Consider the following 26,812-nt stretch of genomic DNA (forward strand, 5'->3'; position numbering starts at 1 on the left):
ATATAATAATTCTTGGACTTTTTAACTTATTAAAGGAGGTTAATATGAATTCTAAAGAAAATAATTCAAGTAAAAACTTAGAAGATTCTATAGAAAAGCTTAGTAAAAACTTATATCTTGAATCACCTGACTTGTGGATTGAGTTTTCAGGAAAAGTAAATGATAATATTTTCGATGAAATGGTGCTGTTCTTTGCTATTAAATATAATTATAAATCAATAGTAGAACATGCTATAAGCAATAACCTTATAGACCTAAATGCACCTTCTAGAAATAATGATTATCCTAATATAAAAGAACATCTTATTTTCATAGCAAAACAAAATAAGGCTTTAGATATACTTAACTACCTTGAAAATCCTTCATCTTGTAATAATATTGATAAAGATACAATAGTGAAAAAAATAGACGATTCTACATCTAATTCAAATGCCAATAAAGGAAATAAATATTTTCCTAGATATCTTTGTGATCATTGTAATCACAATATTTTTGAATCTGGGTATAGAGTTACTGAGTCTATAGAGTATAAATATTCATTAGAAAATGATAAACCCATAGAAGTTTCTAGAAAACTATCTAACTTAGTAGTGTGCTGCAATTGTAATAAAGATCTTAAGGATATATCTATTGAGAGCTTAAATGAATTATGTTCTATACAAAATTGTACGAATTGTGGTTCAAATTTAACTGTAGTTGGAATCACAGATAAGTCTAAAATGTCATTTGATAATAATCTAGGTAAATTTTCTAATATATCTAAGTCTTATCACTGTTCTAAGTGTGACTCAAAAATTAGTGAAAAGCAAAGAGAATTTTTTAATATAGTTAGATAGAAACTAATTGTATTCTATGAAGTATTCTCGCTAAATTTATATAATAAAATTTATAAAATAAGGAGCATCTTTAGATTGATATAATCATTCTAAGATGCTCCTTTTTATAAATTTATATATTTTTTAATATTTTTTTAAGCTTATTATTGTAATACTCTATAAACAAACTATAAATATGGTCATATACTAAAAATGTGACTTCAAAAAACACTACTGTAAAAATATTTATAGGTATATATACAAATTCTTTTATTATAAAAAACACAATGCCTATTGAAATATTGGCAAATACTAATTTTAATATATATTCAATGTATATTGATCTATCTTGTTCTATTATATATTTGAATAGTCCATACAATCCAAAAGTAAATATATATAAAATCCATTGAAACTTATTAGCCATAACAAAAAAGCTTAGTGTAAACACTCCTAAATAAAATACAACTCCCATTTTAGGACCAAACTCCATTATAATTATAGAAATTACTAGTGAGGCAATTCCCATTAAAAATAATGTATTTATAGGTATTATATTTATAAGCATTAATAAAATTATGTTTATTGCTAATAAAACTCCTCCTAAAGCTATTTTTTTACTCATATTAATACCCTTAGAAGCAATCTACTAAGTCACCACCACAGCACTCACAACAAGAATCTAAACACCATAGCTTCATACAATCTTCACAACAATCATCTCCACAACAGCAACAACAATCATCACAGCAACAACAACAGCAACCGTCTAGGTCTGAACGTCTTCTTCTGTTGTATCTATATGATCTATCTCTATAATCATCTCTGTAGAAGTTGTATTGTTTTAAAGCTTTTTCATATTCAGGATTACCAGGTTCTATGGCATTAGCTTTTTTTATACATTCTTCACCTTCTTCATAGTATCCTATATTCATAGCAGATACTCCATTTAGGTAATACCAATTTGCACATCTATCTTTCATTTTATTTAATAGCTCATGTGCCTTTTCAAAATCTTTGTTATTCATTAACTTAATTATGGGGCTAAACATTTCATTATTATAAGTATTACTGTACATTTACTTCACACCCTTTTTCTAATATATTTTGGTATCTAAGATATACTCCTGAATACACTATATTTTCTATTATTCCTCTATTTATCTTTATATCCAAATTATCTATACTATTAGACAACATTCCTAAAGACATGCTTATAAGTTTATCTACTCTTGTTTTTAGTTCATCTTTTTTATTTATATATTCTATAAATGGATTGTACCTACCTTTTTTGTAGTCTTTTTCTAAATCTTCATAAGCATCAAGTATATATATATACTTACCTACATTAAATCCAATTCTTCTTAAATCATCCTCGAACTCATCTTCTTTATACGCAAAAATCTCTGCCATAAGATTTCCAAAAGTATTCGATACCATATCTATATTAGTATTATTTTCTTTTTCTAATTTATATAAATGATCTAGCTGAGATTTTATTATATCAGCTTTCTTGGGATATTTTTCATAAGCTAATTTAAGCTTTTTCTTATATATACTATATGCTAATTTATCTTTTATACCATTATCATCTCTTAAATTATCTTCTAATTTATAATATGTCAGAAGCACATTCATACTTGCTGCATACTCTGTAATTTCATTTGTTATTTTCTTTTTCTTTTTGAATGGATTTACTATACATCCTTCTTCTATAACCAAAGACTTAGGTCTATATACTGAAGTTAAAACCAATATTAAAAATGTTATATCATAATTTAGAGATAGTCTTGATATCTCTCCATGATTATCTTTTAGATATTTGCATAACCCACAGTAATATCCTCTATAATGCTCATATTCTCTAAATGTTAGGTCCATTTTATTAACTTTTACATAACCAAACATATTTTTATCCTCTCTAATAGTTTATTTAATTTACTTTTAGATATTTATAATTTCTACATATATATCTTCAAATTTTATTAATTCATTATCTATTATATTTAAAACTTTCTCGTTAGAATCTATATATAATTTTACCATAGTAGTAGGTAGCTTAAACCTTTTTGGCCCTACTGATCCCGGATTTATATATATTGTATTTCTTTCTTTAGTTATAGATAATTTATGGGAATGACCATATATAACGATATCAAAATCCTGATTCTTTAAGTCTATATCTTTATCTTTTATATTATGTATTAAATATATTTTTTTACCTAATACATTTAATATTTCTTTTTCCTTGATATCTAAACTTTCTATATCTATATCTTTATCGCAATTACCTCTTACTGCCTTTACTTTAGCTATATTTTCTAAATCTCTGAGTAATTTTATATTTCCTATATCACCTGCATGAATTATAAGATTACAATTTTTTAAGTTAGCTAACACTTCTTTTCTCAAAAGTCCATGTGTATCTGATATAACTCCAACAATCATTATATTATCTCCTATGTATTTATATCTTATATAATAAACCTTTTTTGTATATTTTAAAATAAGCTAGCAGAAATTATCTACTAGCTTACTCTAGATTATTATTTGATAATATTTGTATCTAAATACTCATAATATAAATTTATTTGTATCACCAAAAGTATCTTCAATTGTAACTACATCTAGCCCTTTATATTCCTTAAATAACCACTTTATGTCCTTCATAGCTTGATTTACTTGATTGCTGCTTAAGTTATTTATAAAATACTCTTTTCTCATATCCTTATAACTATTATCTGTTAAAAAGTTCCTTATTACTGTAAATGCGAGTACATTTGGTACACTACTTTCTGAACCTTTTTTGTGTCCTTTTTTTCTTGTATACATTCTCATTTTATACTCCTCCAAGATATATTAATCTTAGTTAAAGTATATATATCTTTGACTTTATGTATTACTATACTTTTATTTTTCTTTGCTTATTATATCTATAAATATATCTGTAATCTTAGGATCAAATTGGGTACCTCTACAATACATCATTTCTTTTATAGCATCTTCTTTATTTTTTACTATATTATATCCTCTATCATTAGTCATAGCATCATAAGAATCTACTATATTTACTATTCTAGCCATAATAGGAATTTCTTCTCCTCTAAGACCCAGTGGATACCCTTTACCATCATATCTTTCGTGATGTGCGAGAATACCTATAGCAACATGTGATAGTTCACTTGATGTTTGAAGTATTCTGTATCCTTTTTCTGTATGAGATTTTATTATATTAAATTCATCTTCAGTTAATTTTCCTTTTTTTAAGAGTATCTCTTCACTAATACCTATTTTTCCTATATCATGTAACTTTGTTACTAATTCTAGTTCATCTAATTGAGCAGTTGTAAATCCTAACCTTTTTCCTATTTTAATTGCATAATTTGTTAGTCTTTGAGTATGTTGTTCAGTTTCTAAATTTTTTTCTTGAAGAGATTTATTTAATGAAAATATTATGGAATTTCTTACACTTTTAGAATTTAAAAGCTTTTGTCTATATAACTTTTCTTCTGCTTCTTGTAGATTTGTATAAATATCTTCACCTAAACAATTTTTTATAGATGATCCTAAAGAAATACTCATGTCAATAAGATTAAAGTCACCTTTTTCACATTCATCAATTATTTTAGATATCACTTCTTCACATTTTTGTTCATCACAATTTGGTATAAGTATAACAAATTCATCGCCACCCCACCTAAATATGAAGTCCTCTTCTCTAGTTACACTTTTTAATACCTTCGCCATTTCCTTTAATAATCTGTCTCCTTCAAGATGACCAAATGTATCATTTATAACTTTTAAACCATTAACATCTCCCATTATAACTCCTATAGGAAGATGTTCGATATTATTTAATTCTTCTTTTTTCTCCTCAAAACAAGCTCTATTGTATACCCCTGTTAAACTATCTGTAAAGCTAAGTTTCATTAATTTTTCTTTTAGTTCTGTTTTTTCAGTAACATCACTAGATATACCTACTATTCCCCATACTTGACCTTGTTCATCTATCACAGGTACTTTTATAGTTTCTTCTATTATTTCTCTACCATCTTGACCGTTGATTCTTCGCTCGACCACTTTCATCTTTTTACTTTCTATTATTGCTTTATCTTCTTCCATAAATCCCCTAGCTACTTCTTCAGATACAGTTTGTGTTTCAATATCATTCTTTCCTATCATACTTCCTATTCCTAGTGCATCATAATGTTCTTTCCATTTTTTATTATACCCTATATATTTACTGTCTCTATCTTTATAGAAAATGTATTGCGGCAATGTATCTATTATTGTTCTTAATATATTTTCTCTCTCTTCTAATTTACTTTGTTCTTCCTTTAAAGGTGTTATATCTATTAACATACCCATTACACCTATTATTTCTTCGTATTCATTTATATAAGGCGTAACATAACACTGACTAAATTTACCATTTATGCATACTTCAAAATTCTTAGGCTCTTTAGTCATAATTACAGACTTAAAATCTTCATTACATATATCATTGTTGCTACACTCTAAACATTTGTTATTTATTACACTTATATCTTCATTATTTCTAAAGTTGTATATATGTTTAAATGCCTTGTTCGTGGCAATTAATTTTCCATCTAAATTTTTTATCCATATTGGAAATGGTATATTATCCATTATTATATTATTACTAGTTTGTGTATCTTCTTTCTCGGTTTTTAATAACATTACCCCTCTCCCCCTGCTTATTACTACCTAAATAATATTATAAAATAATGATTTTTATATTTCTACATATATTAAATATATTAGATCATAAAAATATTTTATATTATATATATTTCCTTACTCCATTTATACCAAACATGTTATCACTTATTGCTTATTTAAAAATGGGTATTCTTAATTGTTTTTATACTAAATTTTATGAATAAAAATATTATATCCTTAATAGTATTAATTAAAGGTAAACAAGCCTAAGATTATTATCAATATAAGGGGGATACTATGTTAAATGTATTTGTTAGGGATTTAAATGAAAAAACTAAATCTATAAGAAGTAAAGGCTATATTCCAGGTGTTATATATGGAAACAAATTAGATAAAAGCATACCTATTTCAGTATATAAAACAGATTTCACTAGATTAATAGATTCTAAGAATCATGATGGTTATATTCAACTAAATCTAAATAACAAAGTATACAATTGCATTATTACAGATGTTCAAGTAGATAGTGTAAAAGATTTGTTCTTACATATAGACTTTAAAGAGATGAAATAAAATATAAAAAAGGAGAGTAAAACTCTCCTTTTTTATATTTTAACATTCGTGTCTGTTAACCATTATTCTTTTAAATTTAAATGTTCAATCATATTTACTATGACTACATTATTTGCTCTAAATTTGAATTTTTATACTTAAATGACTTGTGATTTTTATATTTCTCAATTGTTAAAATCATACCTAGTATAGTTAACGTAATTAGTTCAGCTAAAGGTAATGATAAGAAAACTCCTCTAACACCTATTATTGGAGGTAAAATCATTGTTAATATAAACTGAAACAAAAATCCCCTTCCTATTGACAATATGTTAGCATATATATTTTTTCCTATTGCTTGATAATATCCACTCATCGCAAATATGATACCTATAACAGGGCTTCCTAAACAATATATTAATATTTCGCTATATGCAAATTCTATATTTTCACTACTTATTCCAAATATTTGTATAAGTTCTCTTCCAAATGAGTTAATGCCTATATATACTAATGTTCCACCTATTGCACATACCCCAATAGTTATATATAGTAATTGTCTCATTCTTTTTATTTTGTTCGCTCCATAATGATACCCTATAAGAGGTTGTAGACCTTGTGATATACCCATGCAAGTATTAACTAAGAAGCAATTAATATAAGTTGCAACTGTATATATAGCAACATCTACTGTATTTCCATATAAGTACATTGTTTTATTTTGAACAAATAATATTATTCCATATGATAACTGTATTGCAAAACTTACAAATCCTATTTTAAGTATTTCTTTTAATATACTTACATCTATTTTTAGATACTCTTTCTTAATCTTTATATTAGCGTTCCCTTTTACAAAGTAGTATAATGATACAACAGTTGATATAAATATACTGGCACTAGTTGCCATAGCGGCACCCTTAACCCCATATCCAAGTTTCATAACAAATACCCAGTCTAATATGATATTACAAATAGCACCTATTCCTATCATCATCATTGATAGCTGCGGTCTACCATCTGCTCTTACTATTGGATTTAGTGCTGTTGAAAACAAATATGGTATGGTTATTAAGTAAATTACACTATAATATTCTCTTGCATTTTCTATAGTATCTTTTTCTGCACCTAGCATCTTAAGTATCGGTTCTCTAAACACAAACCCTAAAATCATAATTATAGCGCCTATTAGTACTATAGATGTTACAGATGTTCCTAAACACTTTTGAGCACTTTCTTTATCTTGTTTTCCAATATGTATAGCAATTATGCTACTTGACCCAATCCCTATCATAAGACCTGTTCCAACTATAACAGTTACGGCTGGCCAGACTATATTAACACTTGCAAGACCTACCTCTCCAACTCCCTGACCTACAAATATACCATCTACCATAGTATAAACAGTATTTAGTACAACACCAATAACTGATGCAATTACAAACTTTGCCCATACTTTATGTATTGGCATGTTTAGAACTTTTTCTACTTCCATCCCCGTATTTTCCCCTCTTTAATTTCATTATAAATAGCTACAGATAAGGATATCTAAAACCACTTTCTATAGCTTGTAAATTGTTTAATTTTCGATTTCATTTGCATATTATATCACCTTGTTGTATAAATTGATATGATATTTTAAAACTATAATTATTTTATTTATTATTAAAGTTTTAAATAAATTTTCTATGTTTAATTTATCTTCTAGATTATCTATCTCATTGATCTCTGTTAAAATATTCAATAAATCAACATCTATTCTATTAAACGAATCACTTCACTATCAAAAGAAACAGTAGCACTATTTATTTTGATAATACTACTGTCTTTGAATTTATACTATTATTTATTTTTGTATTTTAACAAATCTATTTTTATTTGTTGATCATATAATAATTTCATATCACTGTTACTAAAAGTTGATATTTTTTTTATATTCTTTATATCTTCTATATCCTCTTGATAAATATCTAATATTTTAGTATATCTACCTGTGCTTCTATCTAATTTCTCTTTGACCTTATACCCTATTTGTAGTTCTTTTCCATCTTCATCATAAAACCATAGGTTAGCATAATATGGAACTACACCTTCCTTATAATAGGTATATTTTATCTGCTCATCTGTAATTTGAATATCTTCTACAATTAGTTTTCCATATTCACTAGTTTCAAATACTATTGGTAATTTATCTATACTTTGTGGTTCTAAATCGTAATTTTCTATTGTTTCATCATATGATATAGGAACTAATGTCAATGATTTTGTGTTTTTATCTGCCTTTAGAAACTCATATGAGTTCGTGGCTATACCTCTGTGATCAAATCCAAATCCCCCTTTATCTACTACGTCTAATGATTTTCCATCTTGATCAAATAGCGCAAATGAATTTCCTAACATAGAACTCCAATCATCAAAAGTTTTAGTGCTCTTTTCATTTATAACTATTTTACTTGCAAGTGGAGATATTATTACTTTTTCTATATTTATCTTATGGTTTATATCTATCTTTTCCTCTTTATAATCATAAGTATTTTTTACTATGAAGTCTTTATTTATATTATAATTATATGTTTCTGCAATAGCATTTGATTTATCTATCTTAGTAAATATACTCCAATTTCCCTTTACTCCAAAAATTTCGTCAACTCGTAGCTCAATCTCAGTATTATTGGGTATTTCAACATTACTTACATCTATTTTCCTCATGCCTTTTAATTCATTGTCCGACATATATGTAGCTTCTTGTTCTATTATCTCTCCTTCTATTACATCTTTACCGTCTATGTATAATCTTTCTATAGGATTTGCAAAATATGCTTCTTTATACGATTTGTCTATTTCTTTTATATTCTTATCAGTTTTTACTGTATGGAATATAGTAATATAATTATCATCTACTGATATACTGTTTATTGTAAACTCTATTCCTTTATCTTCTACAGTTAAATTTAAATCTACTCCTGTTTTTTCTAGATCTTTTTTATCTGACTCATATAAAGACTCTTTATTATCATAGAAATAATTTAATATGTTTTTTATTATAGATATAGAATCAGCTATAGATGGATTCTTTATTCCAACTCCTATTATTCCTGTACCTATAATAATTATTGTGGCTGATGCAATCATTATCTTTTTTTGTTTTTTTCTTCTAGTGTAATTTTTTCCTCTAGCAATTGCTTTTTTAGTTACTTCATCTATATTGTTTGGAATTTTTATATCATCAAATTTACTCATTATTTCCCTCCTTCAATATATCGTATAACTTCTTTTTACCTCTTCTTATATAGGATTTTACTGTGTTTTCATTACACTCCATAATATCTGAAATTTGTGTTACAGTTAAATCTTGAAAGTATTGAAGTATTATAGGTGTTTTATATTTTTCATCTAATGAATCTATTGCATCATATAAATCTATATTTTCCTCTATACTCGAGTAGGATATTTCCCCTATGTAGTCTTCAACTTCCTCATCTTGAAACTTGCTATAATGCCTATTTTTCATATTTACATTATTTATAAGTACCTTAGTTATCCAAGTCTTGAAGAAATTTGGATTTCTCAGTTTTGAAATATTTATATATGCTTTATATACAGTTTCTTGATAAATATCTAATGCATCGTGTTCATTTTTTGTATACAAAAATGCAGTTTTATAAAGATACTCTTTATAAATATTTATTATTTTTTCAAAGGATTCGTCACAACCACTCTGTGCTTGTTCTATTAATTTGTATTCATTATATTCTCTTTGTTTTTTATTAAAAAATTTAATCCTTTTCATGGCTATATTTTCAAACATTTTACCCTCCCCCGTAATCATGATTACATATATTAGATGAATGAGGCGTTTATATAGTTGCAAAATTTTTTTATTTTTTAATTAATATTTTCATACTATAGTCACAGTGTTAATTCTATGCTTTTAATGTAAACTATTTATTAACTCATTCCTTTTATAATCAATAAAAAATTCGCTTCGCTCAAGCCACTGCGTAGGCGCTACACTTCATGTCGCCAACAACTTCGTCCGTTGCTTAAAATTTCTTTTTTACGATCTACAAACTGATTGGTATTGCTTAACTGCAATAGTTACCCATAGTTTTAAAGTATCATAATTTCCTTAAGTGTAAAAAAGAGAAAGCATATTTTCCCTTATTTTATACTTTCTCTTATAATTTACTATTTTAAATTAACATTCATAGTATGATTAGAATTTAAATTAATTTCTTTTTGAATAGGTACTGCCAATTTGTATTTTTTACTTAAATCTATTTTATCAACAATAAATGTAGCTAGTCCACTTGCATAATGTGTATCTTTTGCATTATTCCAATGACTATTAGATGGCCATTTTCCCTTATGTGTTACATATATTCCACTATAAGTATCTCTCATATCATCATCAAATAATACTACTTGACTTAGAACATTGTAATCTCCATTCACTTTTAGTATTATAGTTGTATTTTTATCATTTACAGTTATATCTTTTATCGTGACACTTGTTCCATCTCCTGTATTAATACTTTTTCCTATCAATTCATTAATAGAATAGAATTTTCTTTCTTTATCTATATCTAAATTATAACTAATTTTTTTTCCTTCATATTTGTGTGCAGGTTTAGCATCCACATTTAAATCTCTTTTTTCAACAGGTCTAGAAACTTTTATATCTTCTACTTCACTACCTTCTTCCATTGTAGTAGTCATCTTGATTATATCTTGACCATGAACTTTGCTCGGTATAGATTGTTCATCAGTGTAAGGAGTTATATTTAAATTTTCAACATTAGATAAATCATCATAAATTGCTATTGTGAAATTCCATCCTTTTTCATCTTTATGACCATCTATCTGAGCATTTCTATATGATTTACCATTATTACCTACTATTTTGTATGAAGCAAATACCCACTTATCAGATATATTCTCATCTGCTGTCAATTTTATATAACTAGCTAGTGGCGTTACTTCTATACTCTCTAAAGTCATAGTTTTACCGTCTAAATCTATTTCATTTTTTATGTTAATTCTCTTTATAGATTCTACCTTATCCGTTTTAAAAGAAAAATTCCAATTTCCTTTTAATTCTTTTATATCATTACTTGTCCATTCATTTGACTTTATTTCTAAACCTTGTAATTTTATATATACATCTACATTATCTTCTAGTTTTATGTCTCCTACATCAGCAGTTACTACTAAACTAGCTTTAGTATCATCTATTTTTCTTATATGCGCCCCCCAACCTACAATATTTTCATTATCACCTATGCTGACTTCTAAATTTGCATATAAGTTATGTTCTAGATCACTTTCTTCGTATTGCTTTAAAAAGTTACTTTCGACTATCATATTGGCAATAAATTGATAGTTATCTAATGTACTATTTTCTAGTGTTACAATGGCTTTGTCATCAGAAATTACTATATTATTTTTATTACTTTCATGTTTTAATTTATTGCTATATGATTTTGGTAAAACACTTTCTATAAAGTCTACTATGACACTTTCTATATTAGGAAATGCTTGTGCTACTACTGGGAAAGTTAATCCCAAACCAATCCCACCAATTACCACTACATTTGCCACTCTTTTTATTGTCATAGAACTTTTTCTTGCCTTCATTGATTTTTCTTGTCTACCTTTTTCTATTCCTCTTGAAACTGCTTGATTTAACTTCTCTTTAGGTATATTTATATTATTTTTCATTATACATTTTCCTCCCCAACTAATGATCTCAATCTTTTTAAACCTCTGTTTAAATAAGTTTTTGTAGTTCCTATTGGTATACCCAACTTATTAGATATTTCATTTAAAGTTAAATCATCAAAATATTTAAGCTCTATTACCTTTTTATGTCTTTCTTCGAGTTCATCTAAGGCATTGATTACATCTATCTTTTGGTCTATATCTATTTCTTTTACAGTCCCTTCAATTTGATTTTGTTCATCTAAGTATGTAACTTTTTTATTTTTATTTATTGTATTTATGGATATATTTATAAGTATTCTCGTTATCCAAGTATCAAAATATTTGGCCTTCTTAAGTGTATCTATTGATATATAAGCTTTATATACTGTTTCTTGAACTATATCTAGAGTATCTTGTTCATTTTTTACGTATGAATATGCTATTGTATACAGATTATCTTTTATGTCCTCAATTATTTCTATAAAAGCTTTTTCATCTCCCCTTATAGCCCTTTTTACTTTTAATTCCTTTAGCATTTATTTACTCCTTTTTAGTATTTGGTAATTACCTTTACACTAATTAGACAATTCATTATACTATACGGTTTCATATTTTTATAATTTAATTATTTTAAATTTACATAAAAAATTCGCTTCACTTAAGCCACTGCGTGGGCGCTACACTTCATGTCGCCAACGACTTCGTCCGTTGCTTAAAATGTAATTTTTTACATTTTTAAACCTATTGACCTATCTTATTTCCATTGGTTATCAACAGTTTTATGCTTAATATAATTTCCTTGTATGTAAAAAATAGACTATCTAAAAACTTAGATAGTCTATTTTCTATATTTTATTTAAAGTAATTTACTCCACTTTCAAATATTCTTTGTTCTTTTTCTCCTAATATATTTTTCATTACATGGTTGCCAACTCTTTCAGAGTGACCCATCTTACCAAGTATTCTTCCATCAACACTAGTTATTCCTTCTACTGCATAGAATGAACCATTTGGATTAAACTCTATATCATAAGTAGGATTGTTGTCAAAATCTACATATTGAGTAGCTATTTGTCCATTAGCTATTAACTCTTTCATAACTTCTTCACTAGCTACAAATTTACCTTCTCCATGAGATATTGCTATACTATGAGTATCTCCTACCTCTGTACCTGATAACCAAGGCGATTTGTTTGATGCTATTCTTGTTCTTACCACTTTAGCTTGATGCCTTCCTATATCATTGTAAGTAAGTGTTGGTGCATCTACTGATGTATCCCTTATTTCACCATATGGCACTAATCCAAGTTTTATAAGAACTTGGAATCCATTACATATTCCTAGCATTAATCCATCTTGTTTAGTTAAAAATTCATTTACAGCTTCTTTTACTCTCTCATTTCTAAATACTGTAGCTATAAATTTGCCAGAACCGTCTGGTTCATCACCTGCACTAAATCCTCCAGGTAACATTATTATCTGAGACTTTCGTATTTCTTTTACTATAGTATCTATAGATTCTTCTATGTCTTTATATGTTAAGTTCCTAAATACTTCTATATTTGCCTTCGCTCCAGCTTTTTCAAATGCACTAGCTGAATCATATTCACAGTTTGTTCCCGGGAATGTAGGTATAAATACCCTTGGCTTAGCAACTGTTATAGAAGATTTTTTATATTTATCTTGAGAAGTAAAACTTATAGTTTCTACTTTACTTTTTATTTCTACTGATTTTGTTGGGAATATAGACTCTAAAGTATTACAATGAGCTTTATATAATTCATCTAAACATATTTCTTCATTTTCAATAAATATTTTTTCTTCTTCTATTGTAGTACCTAGAACTATATAATTATATCCTTCTAATATACTTAAATCATTTTGAGATAATTCGAAAATTATATTTCCATACCCTGTTTCAAATAGGTTCGTAACTCCTTGTTCAAATTTAAATCCTATTTTATTACCAAATGCCATCTTACTTATAGCTTCACTTATCCCACCACCTCCTAGTGCATATGTTGATAATACCTGCTTATTGTGTATAAGTTCTTTTGCTTTATTTAAATTTTTCTTTAGTAAATCAAAGTTAACCACACCATTTTCTAGTTTATCTGTGCATAACATAATAACTTGTGAATTACTTTTCTTAAACTCTGAAGATACTACCTTTTCTGCATCCACAGTATCAACAGCAAATGATACTAATGTTGGTGGAACATTTATATCTTTAAATGTTCCAGACATACTGTCTTTTCCACCTATTGCAGCTATTTCTAGTCTATTTTGGGCATAATATGCACCTAAAAGTGCTGCAAATGGTTTGCCCCATTTAGTTGGGTTATCCCCAAGCTTTTCGAAATATTCTTGTAAAGTAAGCCTAATCGAACTATAGTTACCCCCAATAGCCACAACTTTACACACAGATTCTACTACTGCATATAGTGCTCCATGGAATGGACTCCATTTTCCTATCTTTGGATTATATCCATAAGTCATTATAGTCGATGTATTAGTTTCTCCACAAAGTACAGGTATCTTAGCTACCATACCTTGAGATGGAGTTGCTTGATACTTTCCTCCAAATGGCATTAATACTGTATTTGAACCTATTGTGTTATCAAATCTTTCGACTAATCCTTTTTGTGAACATACATTTAAGTCAGATAATAGATTTATAAATTTTTCTTTTATACTTATATCTTCACCTGTTGCTAACTCACAAATTTCTTCATTTTTTATACTTCTAAAGTATGGCTTTTCTTCATCTACCTTATCTACATGAACTTTTGTACTTTGCTTAACTCCATTAGTTTCTAAGAAGTTTCTACTTATGTTTACTATAGCTTTGTCATTCCAAAACATTCTCATATATCCACTGTCTGTAACTGTAGCTACATGAGTAGCCTCTAAATTTTCTTTTCTTGCTAATTCTATAAACCTTTCTTTATTTTTAGATTCAACAACTACTGCCATACGTTCTTGAGACTCTGATATAGCTATTTCAGTACCGTCAAGTCCATCATATTTTTTAGGAACTAAATTTAAATTAATATCTATGCTATCTGCAACCTCTCCTATAGCAACGCAAACTCCGCCAGCTCCAAAGTCGTTACATCTTTTTATCATTTGAGCTACTTCTTTGTTTCTGAAGAATCTTTGTATTTTTCTTTCATTTGGAGCATCTCCTTTTTGAACTTCAGCACTACAAGTAGTTAAAGATTTTTCACTATGCTCTTTAGATGAGCCAGTTGCTCCTCCACATCCATCTCTTCCTGTTTTTCCTCCAAGAAGTATTACTATATCTCCACTTTTTGGAGTTTCTCTAATTACATTTTCCTTTGGAACTGCTGCTATAACTGCACCTATTTCCATTCTTTTAGCAACAAAGTCCTCATCATAGACTTCAGCAACTTGGCCTGTTGTTAATCCTATTTGGTTACCATAGGAACTATATCCATGAGCTGCATCACGAGTTATTTTTCTTTGCATAAGCTTTCCAGGTAGTGTATTTTCTAAGGTTGTTCTAGGGTCTGCACTTCCTGTAACACGCATTGCTTGATATACATAACTTCTTCCTGATAATGGGTCTCTTATTGCTCCACCTAAGCATGTAGCTGATCCACCAAAAGGCTCTATCTCTGTTGGATGATTGTGTGTTTCGTTTTTAAACATTACTAAGTATGGTTCGACTTTACCATCTATCTCAACATCTACGTTTATGCTACAAGCATTTATTTCTTCACTTACATCTAAATCTTCTAACTTACCATCTTTTCTTAATTCTTTCATAGCTATTGTCGCTATATCCATTAGACATACATCTTTTTGTCTATCTACATAAACCTTATTTCTTGAATTAAGATACATATCATAAGCTTCTTTTACTATATCTGTATATTTACCATCTTCTATTTTTACATCTTCTATTTCTGTCATAAAAGTAGTATGTCTACAATGATCTGACCAATATGTATCTAGTACTTTTATTTCCGTTATGGTTGGATTTCTTTTTTCTGTATCTCTAAAATAATTTTGTATATGTTCTAAATCACCTAATGTCATTGCTAATCCATTACTATTTAAAAACTCTTTTAGTCCATCTATTGTTAATTCTATAAATCCATTTAGCACTTCTACTTCTATGGGTATTTCACTTTCTATTTTTAATGACTCTGGCTTTTCTAATGATGCCTCTCTACTATCTACAGGATTTATACAATATTCTTTTATTCTATTAAAATTTTCATCACTTATATTTCCACTAAATATATATACTTTAGCTGTATTTATAGTTGGTCTTATTCCTTGATTGACTATTTGAATACATTGACTTGCCCAATCCCCTCTTTGGTCATACTGCCCTGGCAAATATTCTATAGCAAATATTCTTTCCTTTGTTTCATCACTATTTGTAACATCTAATGTTTCATGATAAACAATATCTAAATTTGGCTCTGAGAATACTGTTTGAGCTACTTTTTTATATACTTCATAATCTATTCCTTCTATATCATATCTATTTAAAATTCTTATACTTTCTATTCCCTTTATATGTAAGCTTTCTATTAAATCCTTTTTTAAAGCTTTAGCTTCAAGATCGAATCCTGGCCTTTTTTCTACAAATATTCTTCTAACACTTGACTCTAAACTTATAGTATCTAACATATCTTATCTCCCTTTTATAAAATTAGATTTTTACTACATTGATTAATTCATTAATACATTATTTAAATCTTATTTGTTCTTAAAATTTAAGTAACCTGTCAACGAATTAGTTTTTAAAGCTACCATGTATTCAAATATAAAACCTCTAATTAAAATATCTAAAGTATATGAATATATAATTGTAGATTTTTTAAATTACATCTAATAATTTCTAGTATGTTATACTTAACACATATAACATACTAGAAATTATCCTATTATGATTTAAAAATATCTTTAACTTAATTCTTCGCACAATGTTATTCCTATATCTGTTCTATAGTGCATTCCTTCAAAATTTATTCTTTCAATATTTTCATAAACTTTTTTCGCTGCTTCTTCTACAGTAGATGCACTAGAGGTTATACCTAACACTCTACCACCATTAGTTACTAGTTTTCCATCTATGAGCTTAGTCCCACTATGAAACACTACTATGTCATCATCTAATTTATTAAGACCTTCTATAACTTTTCCCTTTTCATAGTTATCTGGATATCCTCCAGATGTAAGCATCACACAAACAGACTCTTCTTTTTTATAGACTATATCTATTTCATTTAATTTATTGTTTAATATTGCTTCAATTATATTATTTAAATCTGTTTCTAGTCTAAATAATACTGATTGAGTTTCTGGATCTCCAAATCTTACATTATATTCAAGGACTTTAGCACCTTCTTCAGTTATCATAAGACCGATAAATAATATACCTTTGTAATCTAATCCATCTTTTTTGAATCCTTCTAAGGTTTTTAACAATACTTCCTTTTCTATTTCCTTAGCTACTCTATCTGTATATATTTCACTTGGAGAGAAGGTTCCCATTCCACCAGTATTAGGGCCTTCTTCATTGTTATATACTTTTTTGTGATCTTTTGCACTTACCATAGGAACTATAGTATTATTATCTACAAAAGCTAATATTGATGTTTCTATACCTTTTAAAAACTCTTCTACAACTATTTTATTACCAGCTTCCCCAAATTTTTTATGACTCATCATTTCATGCAAAGTCTGCATTGCTTCTTCTCTATTTTGTGGTATAATAACACCTTTTCCAGCAGCTAATCCATCAGCCTTTATTACTACTGGATATCCAAAAGTGTCTATCTCATTTATAGCATCTTCTATATTTGTATACTCTTTATACTTTGCAGTAGGTATATTATGTCTTACCATAAAGTCTTTAGAAAAAGCTTTACTTCCTTCAAGCCTAGCACATTCTTTATTAGGTCCAAATATTCTAAGTCCACACTTTTCAAATTCATCTACAATTCCTTTTACAAGTGGTACTTCTGGTCCTACTATCGTTAAATCTATCTTATTTTCTTTAGCAAATACTAAAAGTTTATCTATATCACTATCGTTTATATCTATACACTGAGCTACATCTGAAATCCCTGCATTTCCTGGAGCGCAGTATATTTTTACTATACCTTTTTCTTTACTTAATTTCCAAGCTATAGCGTGTTCTCTACCGCCACCACCTATAATTAATATCTTCATAGCCTACCCCCTAGTGTTTGAAATGTCTTATCCCCGTAAACACCATAGTCATTTGATTTTTATTACAAGCATCTATAGATTCTTGATCTTTCATAGAACCTCCTGGTTGAACTATTGCATCTATTCCATATTCATGTGCTAATTCTACACAGTCACTAAATGGGAAGAATGCATCTGATGCAAGGACTGCTCCTTTGAAATCTTTATCTTTATTATTTTCTAAAGCATTTTTTAATGCCCATATTCTTGAAGTTTGACCACATCCTAGAGCTAAAGTCTGACCATCTTTAACTATAGCTATTGCATTTGACTTCATATTTTTAACTACTCTCATACCAAATTCCATATCTATTAATTGACTTTCACTTGGCTTAACATCTGTCACCACTTCACATTTTTGTGCTAAAGTGTTGTTTCTATCTTGTATTAGTAATTTTCCATCAAGGTATTTCATATCATATGGTTGTAAACTCTTTTCTATTTTAGCTAACTTTAAAATTCTAAGGTTTTTCTTTTCTTTTAATATATCTAATGCTTCGTCTGTATAATCATAAGCTACTACTATTTCTAAAAATATATCATTCATCATCCTTGCAGTTTTAGCATCAACAGTAGAAGTTATTCCTACTATTCCACCAAATATAGATACTTTATCAGCTTCATAGCATTTTTTATAAGCTTCTAAACTATCTTTTCCTATTCCTACTCCACATGGGTTGGTATGTTTAATAGCTACACTAACAACTTCTTTACTATCTTTAAACTCCCTCATTACCTCCAAACATCCATGTAAATCATTTATATTGTTAAATGAAAGCTCTTTTCCATTTAATTGTTCATAATTTAATATTGAATTTTTAGCATTTGGTTGAGTATATAAAATACCATTTTGATGTGGATTTTCGCCATATCTTAAAGTTTCTTCTTTTTGGAATGTTAAGTTTAATATTTCAGGATAAGTATCTCCTACTTGCTCTGCAAAGTAAGTTGATATAAGTGCATCATATCTAGCCGTTGTAGAGAAAGCCTTGTATGCTAATCTTTTTCTATCTTCTAAAGTTAAATCATTATTTTTTAGTTTTTCTATTATCATATCGTAATCATCTACATCTACTACGATTGTTACATCTTTATAGTTTTTAGCTGCTGAACGTATCATAGATGGTCCACCAATATCTATGTTCTCTATCATCTGTTCATGATTTTTTCCTGCTTTTAATGTTCCTTCAAAGTCATATAAATTGACTGCTACTAAATCTATCGATCCTATATTGTACTCGTTTACTGTATCTATATGTGATTTTTCATCTCTCTTATAAAGTATCCCTCCATGTATATATGGATTTAATGTTTTAACTCTTCCGTCTAACATTTCAGGAAATTTTGTTACATCTTCTATAGTTATAGAATTTACTCCATTTTCTACTAGTGTTTTAAATGTATTACCTGTAGATATAACTTCATATCCTAGACTATTTAGCTCTCTAGCAAATTCTACTACTCCACTCTTATCTGTCACACTTATTAATGCTCTTTTACTCATTTATAAACACTCTCCTACCCACAATACTTAATTTATTTTCGCAGAACAACCTTATACTTTCATTTAATATTTTATGCTCAACTTCTAATACTCTTTTAGATAATGTTTTAGCATCATCATCTTGCTTAACTTCAACTGTTTTTTGCATTATTATTGGCCCATTATCCGCAACCTCATCTACAAAATGAACTGTTGCGCCTGTAAATTTAACTCCATAATCTATGACAGCTTGATGCACCTTTTCTCCATAATAGCCTCCACCACAAAATGATGGTATTAATGATGGATGTATATTTATAATCTTATCTTTAAATTCTGATACAAACTTAGGACTTATTATCTTTAAGTATCCTGCTAGAACTACTAAATCAACTTTATACTTTTTTAATATTTCTATAATCTTATCTTCATTAGTTTCATATATAGCATCTATATCATTATGCTTTGCTCTTTGTAGAGCATAGGCATTCTCTTTATTTGATATCACAACATTAACATTACCTTTGATGTTTCCAAATTTAGTTCCATCAATGATTGATTGTAAATTAGTCCCTCCACCAGATACTAATACTCCTATGTTTAACATAGACTTACTCCTTCATGAGTGTCTACAACGTTTCCTATTATATATGCTTTATCTTTCATCAGTCCCTTATATTTTTCATCTATATTTATTTCTTGATCTTTAGTATTTATATAATTTACAACTTCTTTTGCTCTTTCACTATCTACAACTAGCACTAATCCAATTCCCATATTAAAACTCTTATGAAGTTCTCTTTCTTCTATAGAATTAAATCCTTCTATCATTTTGAATATAGGAGGTTTTTCCCATGAATCCTTCTTAATATCTATACCTAAATCTTTTGGTATAACTCTAGGTATATTCTCTATAACTCCTCCACCTGTTATATGAGCTATAGATTTTATTTCAAATTTATTTATTAAATCTAAAACTAACTTTACATATATTTTAGTAGGAGTTAAAAGTGACTCTCCTAAAGTCATCCCTAATTCTTCTATGTACTGTTCTAATTTATAATTATATGTATCTAAAAAAATCTTTCTTATAAAAGAATATCCATTGCTATGAACTCCACTTGATGATATCCCTATAAGCACATCTCCATTTTTAACATTTTTACCAGATACTATTTTTTCTTTGTCAGCTATTCCAACTGAGAATCCTGCTAAATCATATTCATCATCAGAATACATACCTGGCATTTCAGCTGTTTCTCCACCTATAAGTGCAGATCCTGCCATCTTACATCCTTTTGCTATACCCGAAACTATCTGTTCTACTTTCTCTGCAACTAATTTTCCAGTAGCTATATAATCTAAGAAAAATAATGGCTTTGCCCCTTGACATATTAAGTCATTAACACACATTGCAACTAAATCTATTCCAACCGTATCATGTTTATCTAACATTTGGGCTAGCTTTAATTTTGTTCCAACTCCATCTGTAGATGATAGCAACACTGGTTCTTTCATAGTTGTAAAATCTTTTAAACTATATAATCCACTAAAGTTTCCTAAATCTCCTATTACATTGCTGTCATAGGTAGATTTTATCTTTCCTTTTATAAGATCTACTGCTCTATTTCCCTCATCTATATCTACTCCAGATTGCTTATATGTTAACATGAAAGTAATTCCTCCCTATCTATTTTCTTAACTGGATAATCTCCATCAAAACAAGCTTTACAGAATTTAGATTTTTGTCCAGTTGCCTCTAGCATTCCTTCAATTTCTAAGAATTCTAATGAATCACATCCTATATATTCTTTAATTCCTTCTACATCATTTTGTGATGCTATTAATTTCGAACGGTTTGGTGTATCTATTCCATAGTAACAAGAATACTTAACTGGGGGTGATGTTATTCTAAGGTGAATCTCACTTGCTCCTGCATCTTTTAGAGATTTTACTATTGCCTTTGAAGTAGTTCCCCTAACTACTGAGTCATCTACGAGTATTAATGATTTTCCTTTGACTACACTTGATAATGGATTAAGCTTTATCTTTACTCCAATTTCTCGTTCTTCTTGAGTAGGTTTTATAAATGTTCTCCCCACATATCTATTTTTAACTAATCCTTCGCTCACAGGTAGCCCACTAGCATTGGAATATCCTATTGCCCCTGCCCATCCTGAATCTGGAACTGGGACAACTATATCAGCTTTAACTTTATCATCCTTAGCTAATATTTCTCCACATTTAATCCTAAAATTATATACGTTTACATTATCTATAGTTGCATCATTTCTAGCAAAGTATATGTGTTCAAATATACAACTTCTTTTCACTGTTTTATAATTTTCAGAGTAAAAATAAGATTTCATTTCACCATTTTTTATAACTATTATTTCTCCTGGCTCTACATCTCTTATAACTTCTCCACCTATTATATCTATCGCACAATCCTCAGATGCAAATATAAATTTTTCATCTTTCTTACCTAATATTAATGGTCTAAATCCATGAGGGTCTCTAACTGCTACAAGTTCATCTTCACCCATTATTACTAGTGAATATGCACCTTTTATATAATCCATTGTTATTTTTAAACTCTCTACTATATCACCTTTATAGTATCTAGCAAGTATGTATAAAATTACCTCCGTATCAGAGTTCGCTTGAAACATATATCCATCTTCTTCTAACATGTCTCGTAAATAATTTGCATTTACCAAATTACCATTATGAGCTAAGGCTAATTTTCTCTTTCTACAACTTCCAACTAATGGCTGGCAGTTTGCCATATAACTTCCACCAGCAGTTGAATATCTTACATGTCCTATTCCCATATTTCCTTTTAACTCTGCTAAGTCTTTTTCCTTGAACACATCTGATACTAATCCCATATCTTTTTTGTAGTTTATTTTTTCATTGCCAACTACTGCTATACCACAACTTTCTTGACCTCTATGCTGCATAGAGTACAAAGAATAATATAATTCTTTAGATATATCTTTATTTGAATATATACCTACTATTCCGCACATATTATATCCCCCTAATTACTCATTCTTGCAAGGACTTCTTCATATCCTTGTACAAGGTCTCCTAAATCTCTTCTAAATCTATCTTTATCTAATTTTTCATTAGTGTTTACATCCCATAGTCTGCAAGTGTCAGGAGATATTTCATCGGCTAAAATTATATTTCCTTCGCTATCTTTTCCAAACTCTAACTTAAAATCTACTAGCTTTAAATTCATCTTTAAGAAGAAATCTTTCATAACTTCATTTATTTTTAAAGTTTCTTTTCTTATAAAATCTATTTCTTCTCTAGTTGCTAACTTCATTGCTACTGCATGATCATCATTTAGCATTGGGTCACCATATTCATCATTTTTGTAGCATAGCTCAAATATTGGTTCTTCTAAAACTATCCCTTCTTCTATTCCAAATCTCTTACAAAATGATCCTGCTGTTATATTTCTTACTATAACTTCTAGTGGTAAAATTTCTACTTTTTTGACTAACATTTCTCTTTCTGATAAGTTTTTTATGAAGTGTGTTTTGATTTGTTCTTTGTGTAACATTTCAAATATTATTGTTGATATTTTATTATTTAATATTCCTTTTGATGATATTTCAGCTTTCTTTTCCCCATTAAATGCAGTTGCATCATCCTTGTAATGAACTATGTACTCATTTTCATTTTCTGTAGAATATATTTGTTTAGCTTTTCCCTCGTATAATAACATAATTAATTCCCCCTAAAATTTTTATCATCTTCTAATACTTTAGCTTCCATTTCTTCTCTATATAATTTTAAATCTTCTTTTAATTTTGGATATTTTATACTCATTATTTGAAGTGCCATTAAAGCTGCATTGAGCCCTAGGTCTATAGTCACAGTTGCTACTGGTATTCCCTTAGGCATTTGAACTATTGATAAAAGTGAATCTAAACCATCCATAGTAGATGATTTTATTGGTAAACCTATTACAGGTATTAATGTATGAGATGCTATTACCCCTGGTAGATGTGCTGCCTTTCCTGCTGCTGCTATTATTACGTCTGTATTGTCTTCTATTTCTTCTAAGAAACTCATAAGTTGCTTTGGCGTTCTATGTGCTGATAAAGCTCTAACTACTACTTCTACATCATACTTTTCTAATAAATTTATTCCTTCTTCTAATTTAGGATAATCTGATTTGGAACCCATAACTACTGCTACTTTCATTTTAAATTCCCTCCGTTTTTTTATTATAAATACGATATATTTAATTCGTACTATAATTCGAACTTTATATTTAAATTTTATATTAATATTCACATATAATCAAGTATTTATTTTGTTTTTTATTGATTAAATTCGATATTTAATTATCATTTACATAATTTAATTATATATTGTTCGATAAATGTATAATTAAATTATGTTTTATATGAAATTATCTTTCATTAGACCCTCTACTTTATTTATCTAACGACTTAGTTGATTTTTAAACATTTTTCGGTCTATATTATAAAAATTTTTATAATTTTGGTTTAGCTTATTACTTATTAGGTATAAATTTAGTAGATAATTAAAATTATGAAGAAAGAAGATGATTTTATGGATATGAATTTCCTAAAAACAATTCAAAGTGACACAAAAAAATTACATGATATGGCAGAGAATACAGGGTTCATAAAAAGATTAGTAGATGGTAATGCTACTATTGAAACATATGGTGAGTATATCTACAACCTTTACTTTGTATATAAAGCTATAGAAGATAATTTAAGAAAACATGAAGATAATGAAGTTTTAAAAGAGTTTATAACTCCCGAAGTTTTTAGAGCTGAGTCTTTACTAAAAGATTCTAAGTTCTTATTAGGAGATAAATTTAACTCAATGGAAATTTGTGATTCAACTAAGGTCTTTGTTAATAGATTAAATGAGTTATCTAAAATAAATCCTAATTTATTAGTTGCTCATGCATATACTAGATATTTAGCAGATTTATTTGGTGGCAGAACAATATTCGAAATAGTTAAATCTAAATACAATATTGATAATAAAGGACTTAATTATTATGTATTTGATCAAATACAAGATTTAAAAGGATTTGTCATGATGTACCATCAAAAACTTAATTTAATAAAATTAGCTGACGAAGATAAAAAAGATTTCTTAAATGAGGTTTGCTTATCTTATGTTTTCAATATAAGTATATCTAATGAATTAGAATATCTAAGATTTTAAATAAAAATATAGCCACTTTTATATATAAAAGTGGCTATATTTTTATCTATTTTTATTCTTATAACTAGGAAGAAAACTAAATGTTTTCCATGTAATAGTAAACATATAAATCAAACATAAAAATAATAAAATCGGAATTAACATCTCTGGTAGCTTATAATATTTATCTATGGTGAATATAATCCCTTCTATTATTAGTAAAAATCCTATAGTGTAATTAAGTTTTATGTAGTATTTTTTATATTCCTCATTATCTTTCATTTTTTCTATGCAACTAAACGTAAAATTAGAAGATGGTATAACCCCATTCTTTCTTACTCTATTTGTTGAATATATAGTATATATCCCCATCATTATTAAAAATATATTTACTATTATTCCAAACATAGTAAATCTTTCCTCCTTTATATATGACTTTTCCCCATAGATATTTTTATATTTAGTTTAACATTTATTTATATTTCTAACTATACTTTACTCAATTTGTAATAAATTGTAATATATAGCATTAATAGATTTAATTTTTAATTTAACCTCTAACTTTCTTAACATAAAAAAGCCACTCACTGAGTGGCTTTTTGTTATTTTATAAGAATATAAACTTACATATAAATAATATTGATAATATTATCAATGATAAATTTATTTCATTTGTTCTTTTTGTCGCTATCTTTAAAACTACAAATGATATTATACCAAATATTATTCCATCAGCTATACTATATGCAAGAGGCATCATAGCAAATGTTAAGAATGCTGGTATAGCATTTGTAAAATCTGAAAAATCTATCTTAGTTAATGAACTTGCCATCATAACTCCAACTAATATAAGTACTGGAGCTGTAGCTTGAGTTGGTATCGCTGTAAATACTGGTGCAAAGAATAGTGCTAGTAAAAATAATATTCCTGTAGTTACTGCTGTTAATCCAGTTCTTCCACCTTCACCTATACCTGCCGCACTTTCTACATAAGCTGTTACTGTAGATGTTCCAAGTAATGCTCCTGCTGTAGTAGCTATTGCATCTGCAAATAATGCTTGTTTAGCTTTTGGTAACTTACCATTTTCATCTAACATATCTCCCTTTGAGGCAACCCCTACTAAACATCCTACTGTATCAAATAAATCAACAAATAAGAATGTAAATACAACTACTATCATATCAAAGCTAAATATTTGTTCCATTGGAACTGAGAAAGCTTGCATAAATACTGGCTTTAATGATGGTGCAGCCGATACTACACCTTCTGGAGGATGAACTAATCCACCTATCATTCCTACAATAGATATAGTAAGCATAGCCACTAAGAATGCTCCCTTTACATTTCTAGCTATTAGTATTGCTGTTAATAATAATCCAAATATAGTTAATAAAACTAATGGATCTTTTAAGTTTCCTAGTGCAAGTATTGTAGATCCGTTAACTACTATTCCTGCATTCGATAATCCTATAAATGCTATAAATAATCCTATACCTGCTGTTACTGCATGTTTTAAAGCAGTTGGTATACAATCTATTATTTTCTCTCTTACATTAGTTATTGTAAGTAATATAAATATAATTCCTTCTATTAATACTGCACAAAGAGCAAACTGCCAACTATACCCCATACCTAAAACTACTGTATAAGCAAAGAATGCATTAAGCCCCATACCTGGTGCTAAACCTATTGGATAGTTTGCTAATAATCCCATAGCACAACTTCCTATAAATGCTGCTATTGCTGTTGCAGCAAATACTGCACCTTTATCCATACCTGCATCTGCAAGTATATTTGAGTTTACTACTAAAATATATGCCATAGTCATGAATGTCGTTATTCCTGCTATAACTTCAGTCTTTACGTTTGTGTTATGTTCTGATAGTTTAAATACTTTTTCTAGAACACCTTTGTTCATTGTCTGAGTTGACTGCATTTGTACCTCCCCAATTTTCGAATTTATAATAATATCTTATATAAATAATTCGTTTTTATCTTAACCTTACATTAGTAAGTATATTATATAGTCCATATTTTTTCAATAGTTTTTTTGAACCTTTTTATATTTTTTATTTCTAAAGTTCGTATTTTTAGTTAATTTTTATTATATTTT

At 28.0% G+C, this 26,812-nt stretch carries 24 protein-coding genes; 3 read left to right on the forward strand and 21 right to left on the reverse strand.

All coding sequences use genetic code 11. From position 1 onward, the window contains the following. Positions 1-44 precede the first annotated feature (44 nt). A complete protein-coding gene (locus tag I4U66_RS10565; protein ID WP_195928850.1) occupies positions 45-836 on the forward strand; it encodes a hypothetical protein in 792 nt (263 codons plus the stop codon). 112 nt (positions 837-948) lie between these two features. Here I4U66_RS10565 and I4U66_RS10570 read toward each other — a convergent pair whose 3' ends face one another. The 6 genes from I4U66_RS10570 to I4U66_RS10595 form a co-directional block, all read right to left on the reverse strand. Then, a complete protein-coding gene (locus I4U66_RS10570; protein WP_195928852.1) occupies positions 949-1,440 on the reverse strand; it encodes a hypothetical protein in 492 nt (163 codons plus the stop codon). Between the two features lie 10 nt (positions 1,441-1,450). Continuing rightward, complete coding sequence (locus I4U66_RS10575; RefSeq protein WP_166506072.1) at positions 1,451-1,894, reverse strand: tetratricopeptide repeat protein; 444 nt, start codon at positions 1,892-1,894, stop codon at positions 1,451-1,453. Further along, positions 1,884-2,723, reverse strand: a complete 840-nt coding sequence (locus I4U66_RS10580) for a DUF5685 family protein (RefSeq protein WP_092922088.1) — start codon at positions 2,721-2,723, stop codon at positions 1,884-1,886. Before I4U66_RS10580 ends, I4U66_RS10575 begins: the two co-directional genes overlap by 11 nt. A 36-nt stretch (positions 2,724-2,759) precedes the next feature. Then, the gene (locus tag I4U66_RS10585; RefSeq protein WP_092922085.1) at positions 2,760-3,263 is read right to left on the reverse strand and encodes a metallophosphoesterase family protein; all 504 of its coding nucleotides are present in this window, start codon (positions 3,261-3,263) and stop codon (positions 2,760-2,762) included. A 126-nt stretch (positions 3,264-3,389) separates the two neighbouring features. Continuing rightward, positions 3,390-3,653, reverse strand: coding sequence for a hypothetical protein (locus I4U66_RS10590; RefSeq protein WP_092922082.1), 264 nt, complete (start codon positions 3,651-3,653; stop codon positions 3,390-3,392). Between the two features lie 72 nt (positions 3,654-3,725). Beyond that, positions 3,726-5,516 (reverse strand): HD domain-containing phosphohydrolase, encoded by a 1,791-nt coding sequence (locus tag I4U66_RS10595; RefSeq protein WP_242871282.1) that lies wholly within the window; start codon positions 5,514-5,516, stop codon positions 3,726-3,728. Between the two features lie 279 nt (positions 5,517-5,795). On the opposite strand from I4U66_RS10595, the gene I4U66_RS10600 reads away from it, so the two are divergent. Continuing rightward, positions 5,796-6,071, forward strand: coding sequence for a hypothetical protein (locus I4U66_RS10600; RefSeq protein ID WP_092922079.1), 276 nt, complete (start codon positions 5,796-5,798; stop codon positions 6,069-6,071). Between the two features lie 103 nt (positions 6,072-6,174). On the opposite strand, the gene I4U66_RS10605 is transcribed toward I4U66_RS10600, so the two are convergent. The 13 genes from I4U66_RS10605 to purE all read right to left on the reverse strand — a co-directional run bounded on the left by I4U66_RS10605 (position 6,175) and on the right by purE (position 23,712). After that, positions 6,175-7,545, reverse strand: coding sequence for an MATE family efflux transporter (locus tag I4U66_RS10605; RefSeq protein ID WP_092922076.1), 1,371 nt, complete (start codon positions 7,543-7,545; stop codon positions 6,175-6,177). Positions 7,546-7,892: 347 nt separating this feature from the next. Next, positions 7,893-9,290: a DUF4179 domain-containing protein gene (locus I4U66_RS10610; protein ID WP_092922073.1), complete on the reverse strand. Its 1,398-nt coding sequence runs from the start codon at positions 9,288-9,290 to the stop codon at positions 7,893-7,895. Further along, on the reverse strand, positions 9,283-9,858 hold the full coding sequence (locus tag I4U66_RS10615) for a sigma-70 family RNA polymerase sigma factor (RefSeq protein WP_242871281.1): 576 nt from the start codon (positions 9,856-9,858) through the stop codon (positions 9,283-9,285). The genes I4U66_RS10610 and I4U66_RS10615 overlap by 8 nt, the downstream gene beginning before the upstream one ends. A gap of 380 nt (positions 9,859-10,238) precedes the next feature. Then, positions 10,239-11,771, reverse strand: coding sequence for a DUF5643 domain-containing protein (locus tag I4U66_RS10620; protein WP_092922070.1), 1,533 nt, complete (start codon positions 11,769-11,771; stop codon positions 10,239-10,241). Continuing rightward, positions 11,771-12,289, reverse strand: a complete 519-nt coding sequence (locus I4U66_RS10625) for a sigma-70 family RNA polymerase sigma factor (RefSeq protein ID WP_092922067.1) — start codon at positions 12,287-12,289, stop codon at positions 11,771-11,773. The genes I4U66_RS10620 and I4U66_RS10625 overlap by 1 nt, the downstream gene beginning before the upstream one ends. Positions 12,290-12,605: 316 nt before the next feature. Further along, positions 12,606-16,421, reverse strand: coding sequence for a phosphoribosylformylglycinamidine synthase (locus I4U66_RS10630; RefSeq protein WP_195928854.1), 3,816 nt, complete (start codon positions 16,419-16,421; stop codon positions 12,606-12,608). A 276-nt stretch (positions 16,422-16,697) separates the two neighbouring features. Continuing rightward, a complete protein-coding gene (gene purD, locus I4U66_RS10635) occupies positions 16,698-17,969 on the reverse strand; it encodes a phosphoribosylamine--glycine ligase (protein ID WP_195928856.1) in 1,272 nt (423 codons plus the stop codon). A 10-nt stretch (positions 17,970-17,979) separates the two neighbouring features. Beyond that, positions 17,980-19,512, reverse strand: coding sequence for a bifunctional phosphoribosylaminoimidazolecarboxamide formyltransferase/IMP cyclohydrolase (gene purH / locus I4U66_RS10640; protein ID WP_195928858.1), 1,533 nt, complete (start codon positions 19,510-19,512; stop codon positions 17,980-17,982). Further along, positions 19,505-20,098 carry a phosphoribosylglycinamide formyltransferase gene (purN, locus tag I4U66_RS10645; protein ID WP_195928860.1) on the reverse strand — a complete coding sequence of 198 codons (594 nt, stop codon included), beginning with the start codon at positions 20,096-20,098 and terminating at the stop codon, positions 19,505-19,507. The genes purH and purN overlap by 8 nt, the downstream gene beginning before the upstream one ends. After that, a complete protein-coding gene (gene purM, locus I4U66_RS10650) occupies positions 20,092-21,162 on the reverse strand; it encodes a phosphoribosylformylglycinamidine cyclo-ligase (protein ID WP_166506079.1) in 1,071 nt (356 codons plus the stop codon). Before purM ends, purN begins: the two co-directional genes overlap by 7 nt. Beyond that, positions 21,156-22,523, reverse strand: a complete 1,368-nt coding sequence (purF, locus tag I4U66_RS10655; protein WP_195238502.1) for an amidophosphoribosyltransferase — start codon at positions 22,521-22,523, stop codon at positions 21,156-21,158. The genes purM and purF overlap by 7 nt, the downstream gene beginning before the upstream one ends. Positions 22,524-22,534: 11 nt before the next feature. Next, positions 22,535-23,230, reverse strand: a complete 696-nt coding sequence (gene purC / locus I4U66_RS10660) for a phosphoribosylaminoimidazolesuccinocarboxamide synthase (RefSeq protein ID WP_176579624.1) — start codon at positions 23,228-23,230, stop codon at positions 22,535-22,537. A gap of 2 nt (positions 23,231-23,232) precedes the next feature. After that, positions 23,233-23,712, reverse strand: a complete 480-nt coding sequence (purE, locus tag I4U66_RS10665) for a 5-(carboxyamino)imidazole ribonucleotide mutase (RefSeq protein WP_092922043.1) — start codon at positions 23,710-23,712, stop codon at positions 23,233-23,235. Positions 23,713-24,066: 354 nt separating this feature from the next. On the opposite strand from purE, the gene I4U66_RS10670 reads away from it, so the two are divergent. Beyond that, positions 24,067-24,720, forward strand: coding sequence for a biliverdin-producing heme oxygenase (locus I4U66_RS10670; protein ID WP_240275501.1), 654 nt, complete (start codon positions 24,067-24,069; stop codon positions 24,718-24,720). Positions 24,721-24,762: 42 nt separating this feature from the next. On the opposite strand, the gene I4U66_RS10675 is transcribed toward I4U66_RS10670, so the two are convergent. Together I4U66_RS10675 and I4U66_RS10680 are read right to left on the reverse strand one after the other, a co-directional pair. Further along, positions 24,763-25,107 carry a hypothetical protein gene (locus I4U66_RS10675; protein ID WP_092922040.1) on the reverse strand — a complete coding sequence of 115 codons (345 nt, stop codon included), beginning with the start codon at positions 25,105-25,107 and terminating at the stop codon, positions 24,763-24,765. A gap of 199 nt (positions 25,108-25,306) precedes the next feature. Then, complete coding sequence (locus I4U66_RS10680; protein ID WP_271893805.1) at positions 25,307-26,635, reverse strand: NCS2 family permease; 1,329 nt, start codon at positions 26,633-26,635, stop codon at positions 25,307-25,309. Positions 26,636-26,812 lie beyond the last annotated feature (177 nt).

The organism is Romboutsia sp. D33t1_170424_H2, from assembly GCF_015669105.1.
GTDB classification, from domain to species: domain Bacteria; phylum Bacillota; class Clostridia; order Peptostreptococcales; family Peptostreptococcaceae; genus Romboutsia_C; species Romboutsia_C hominis.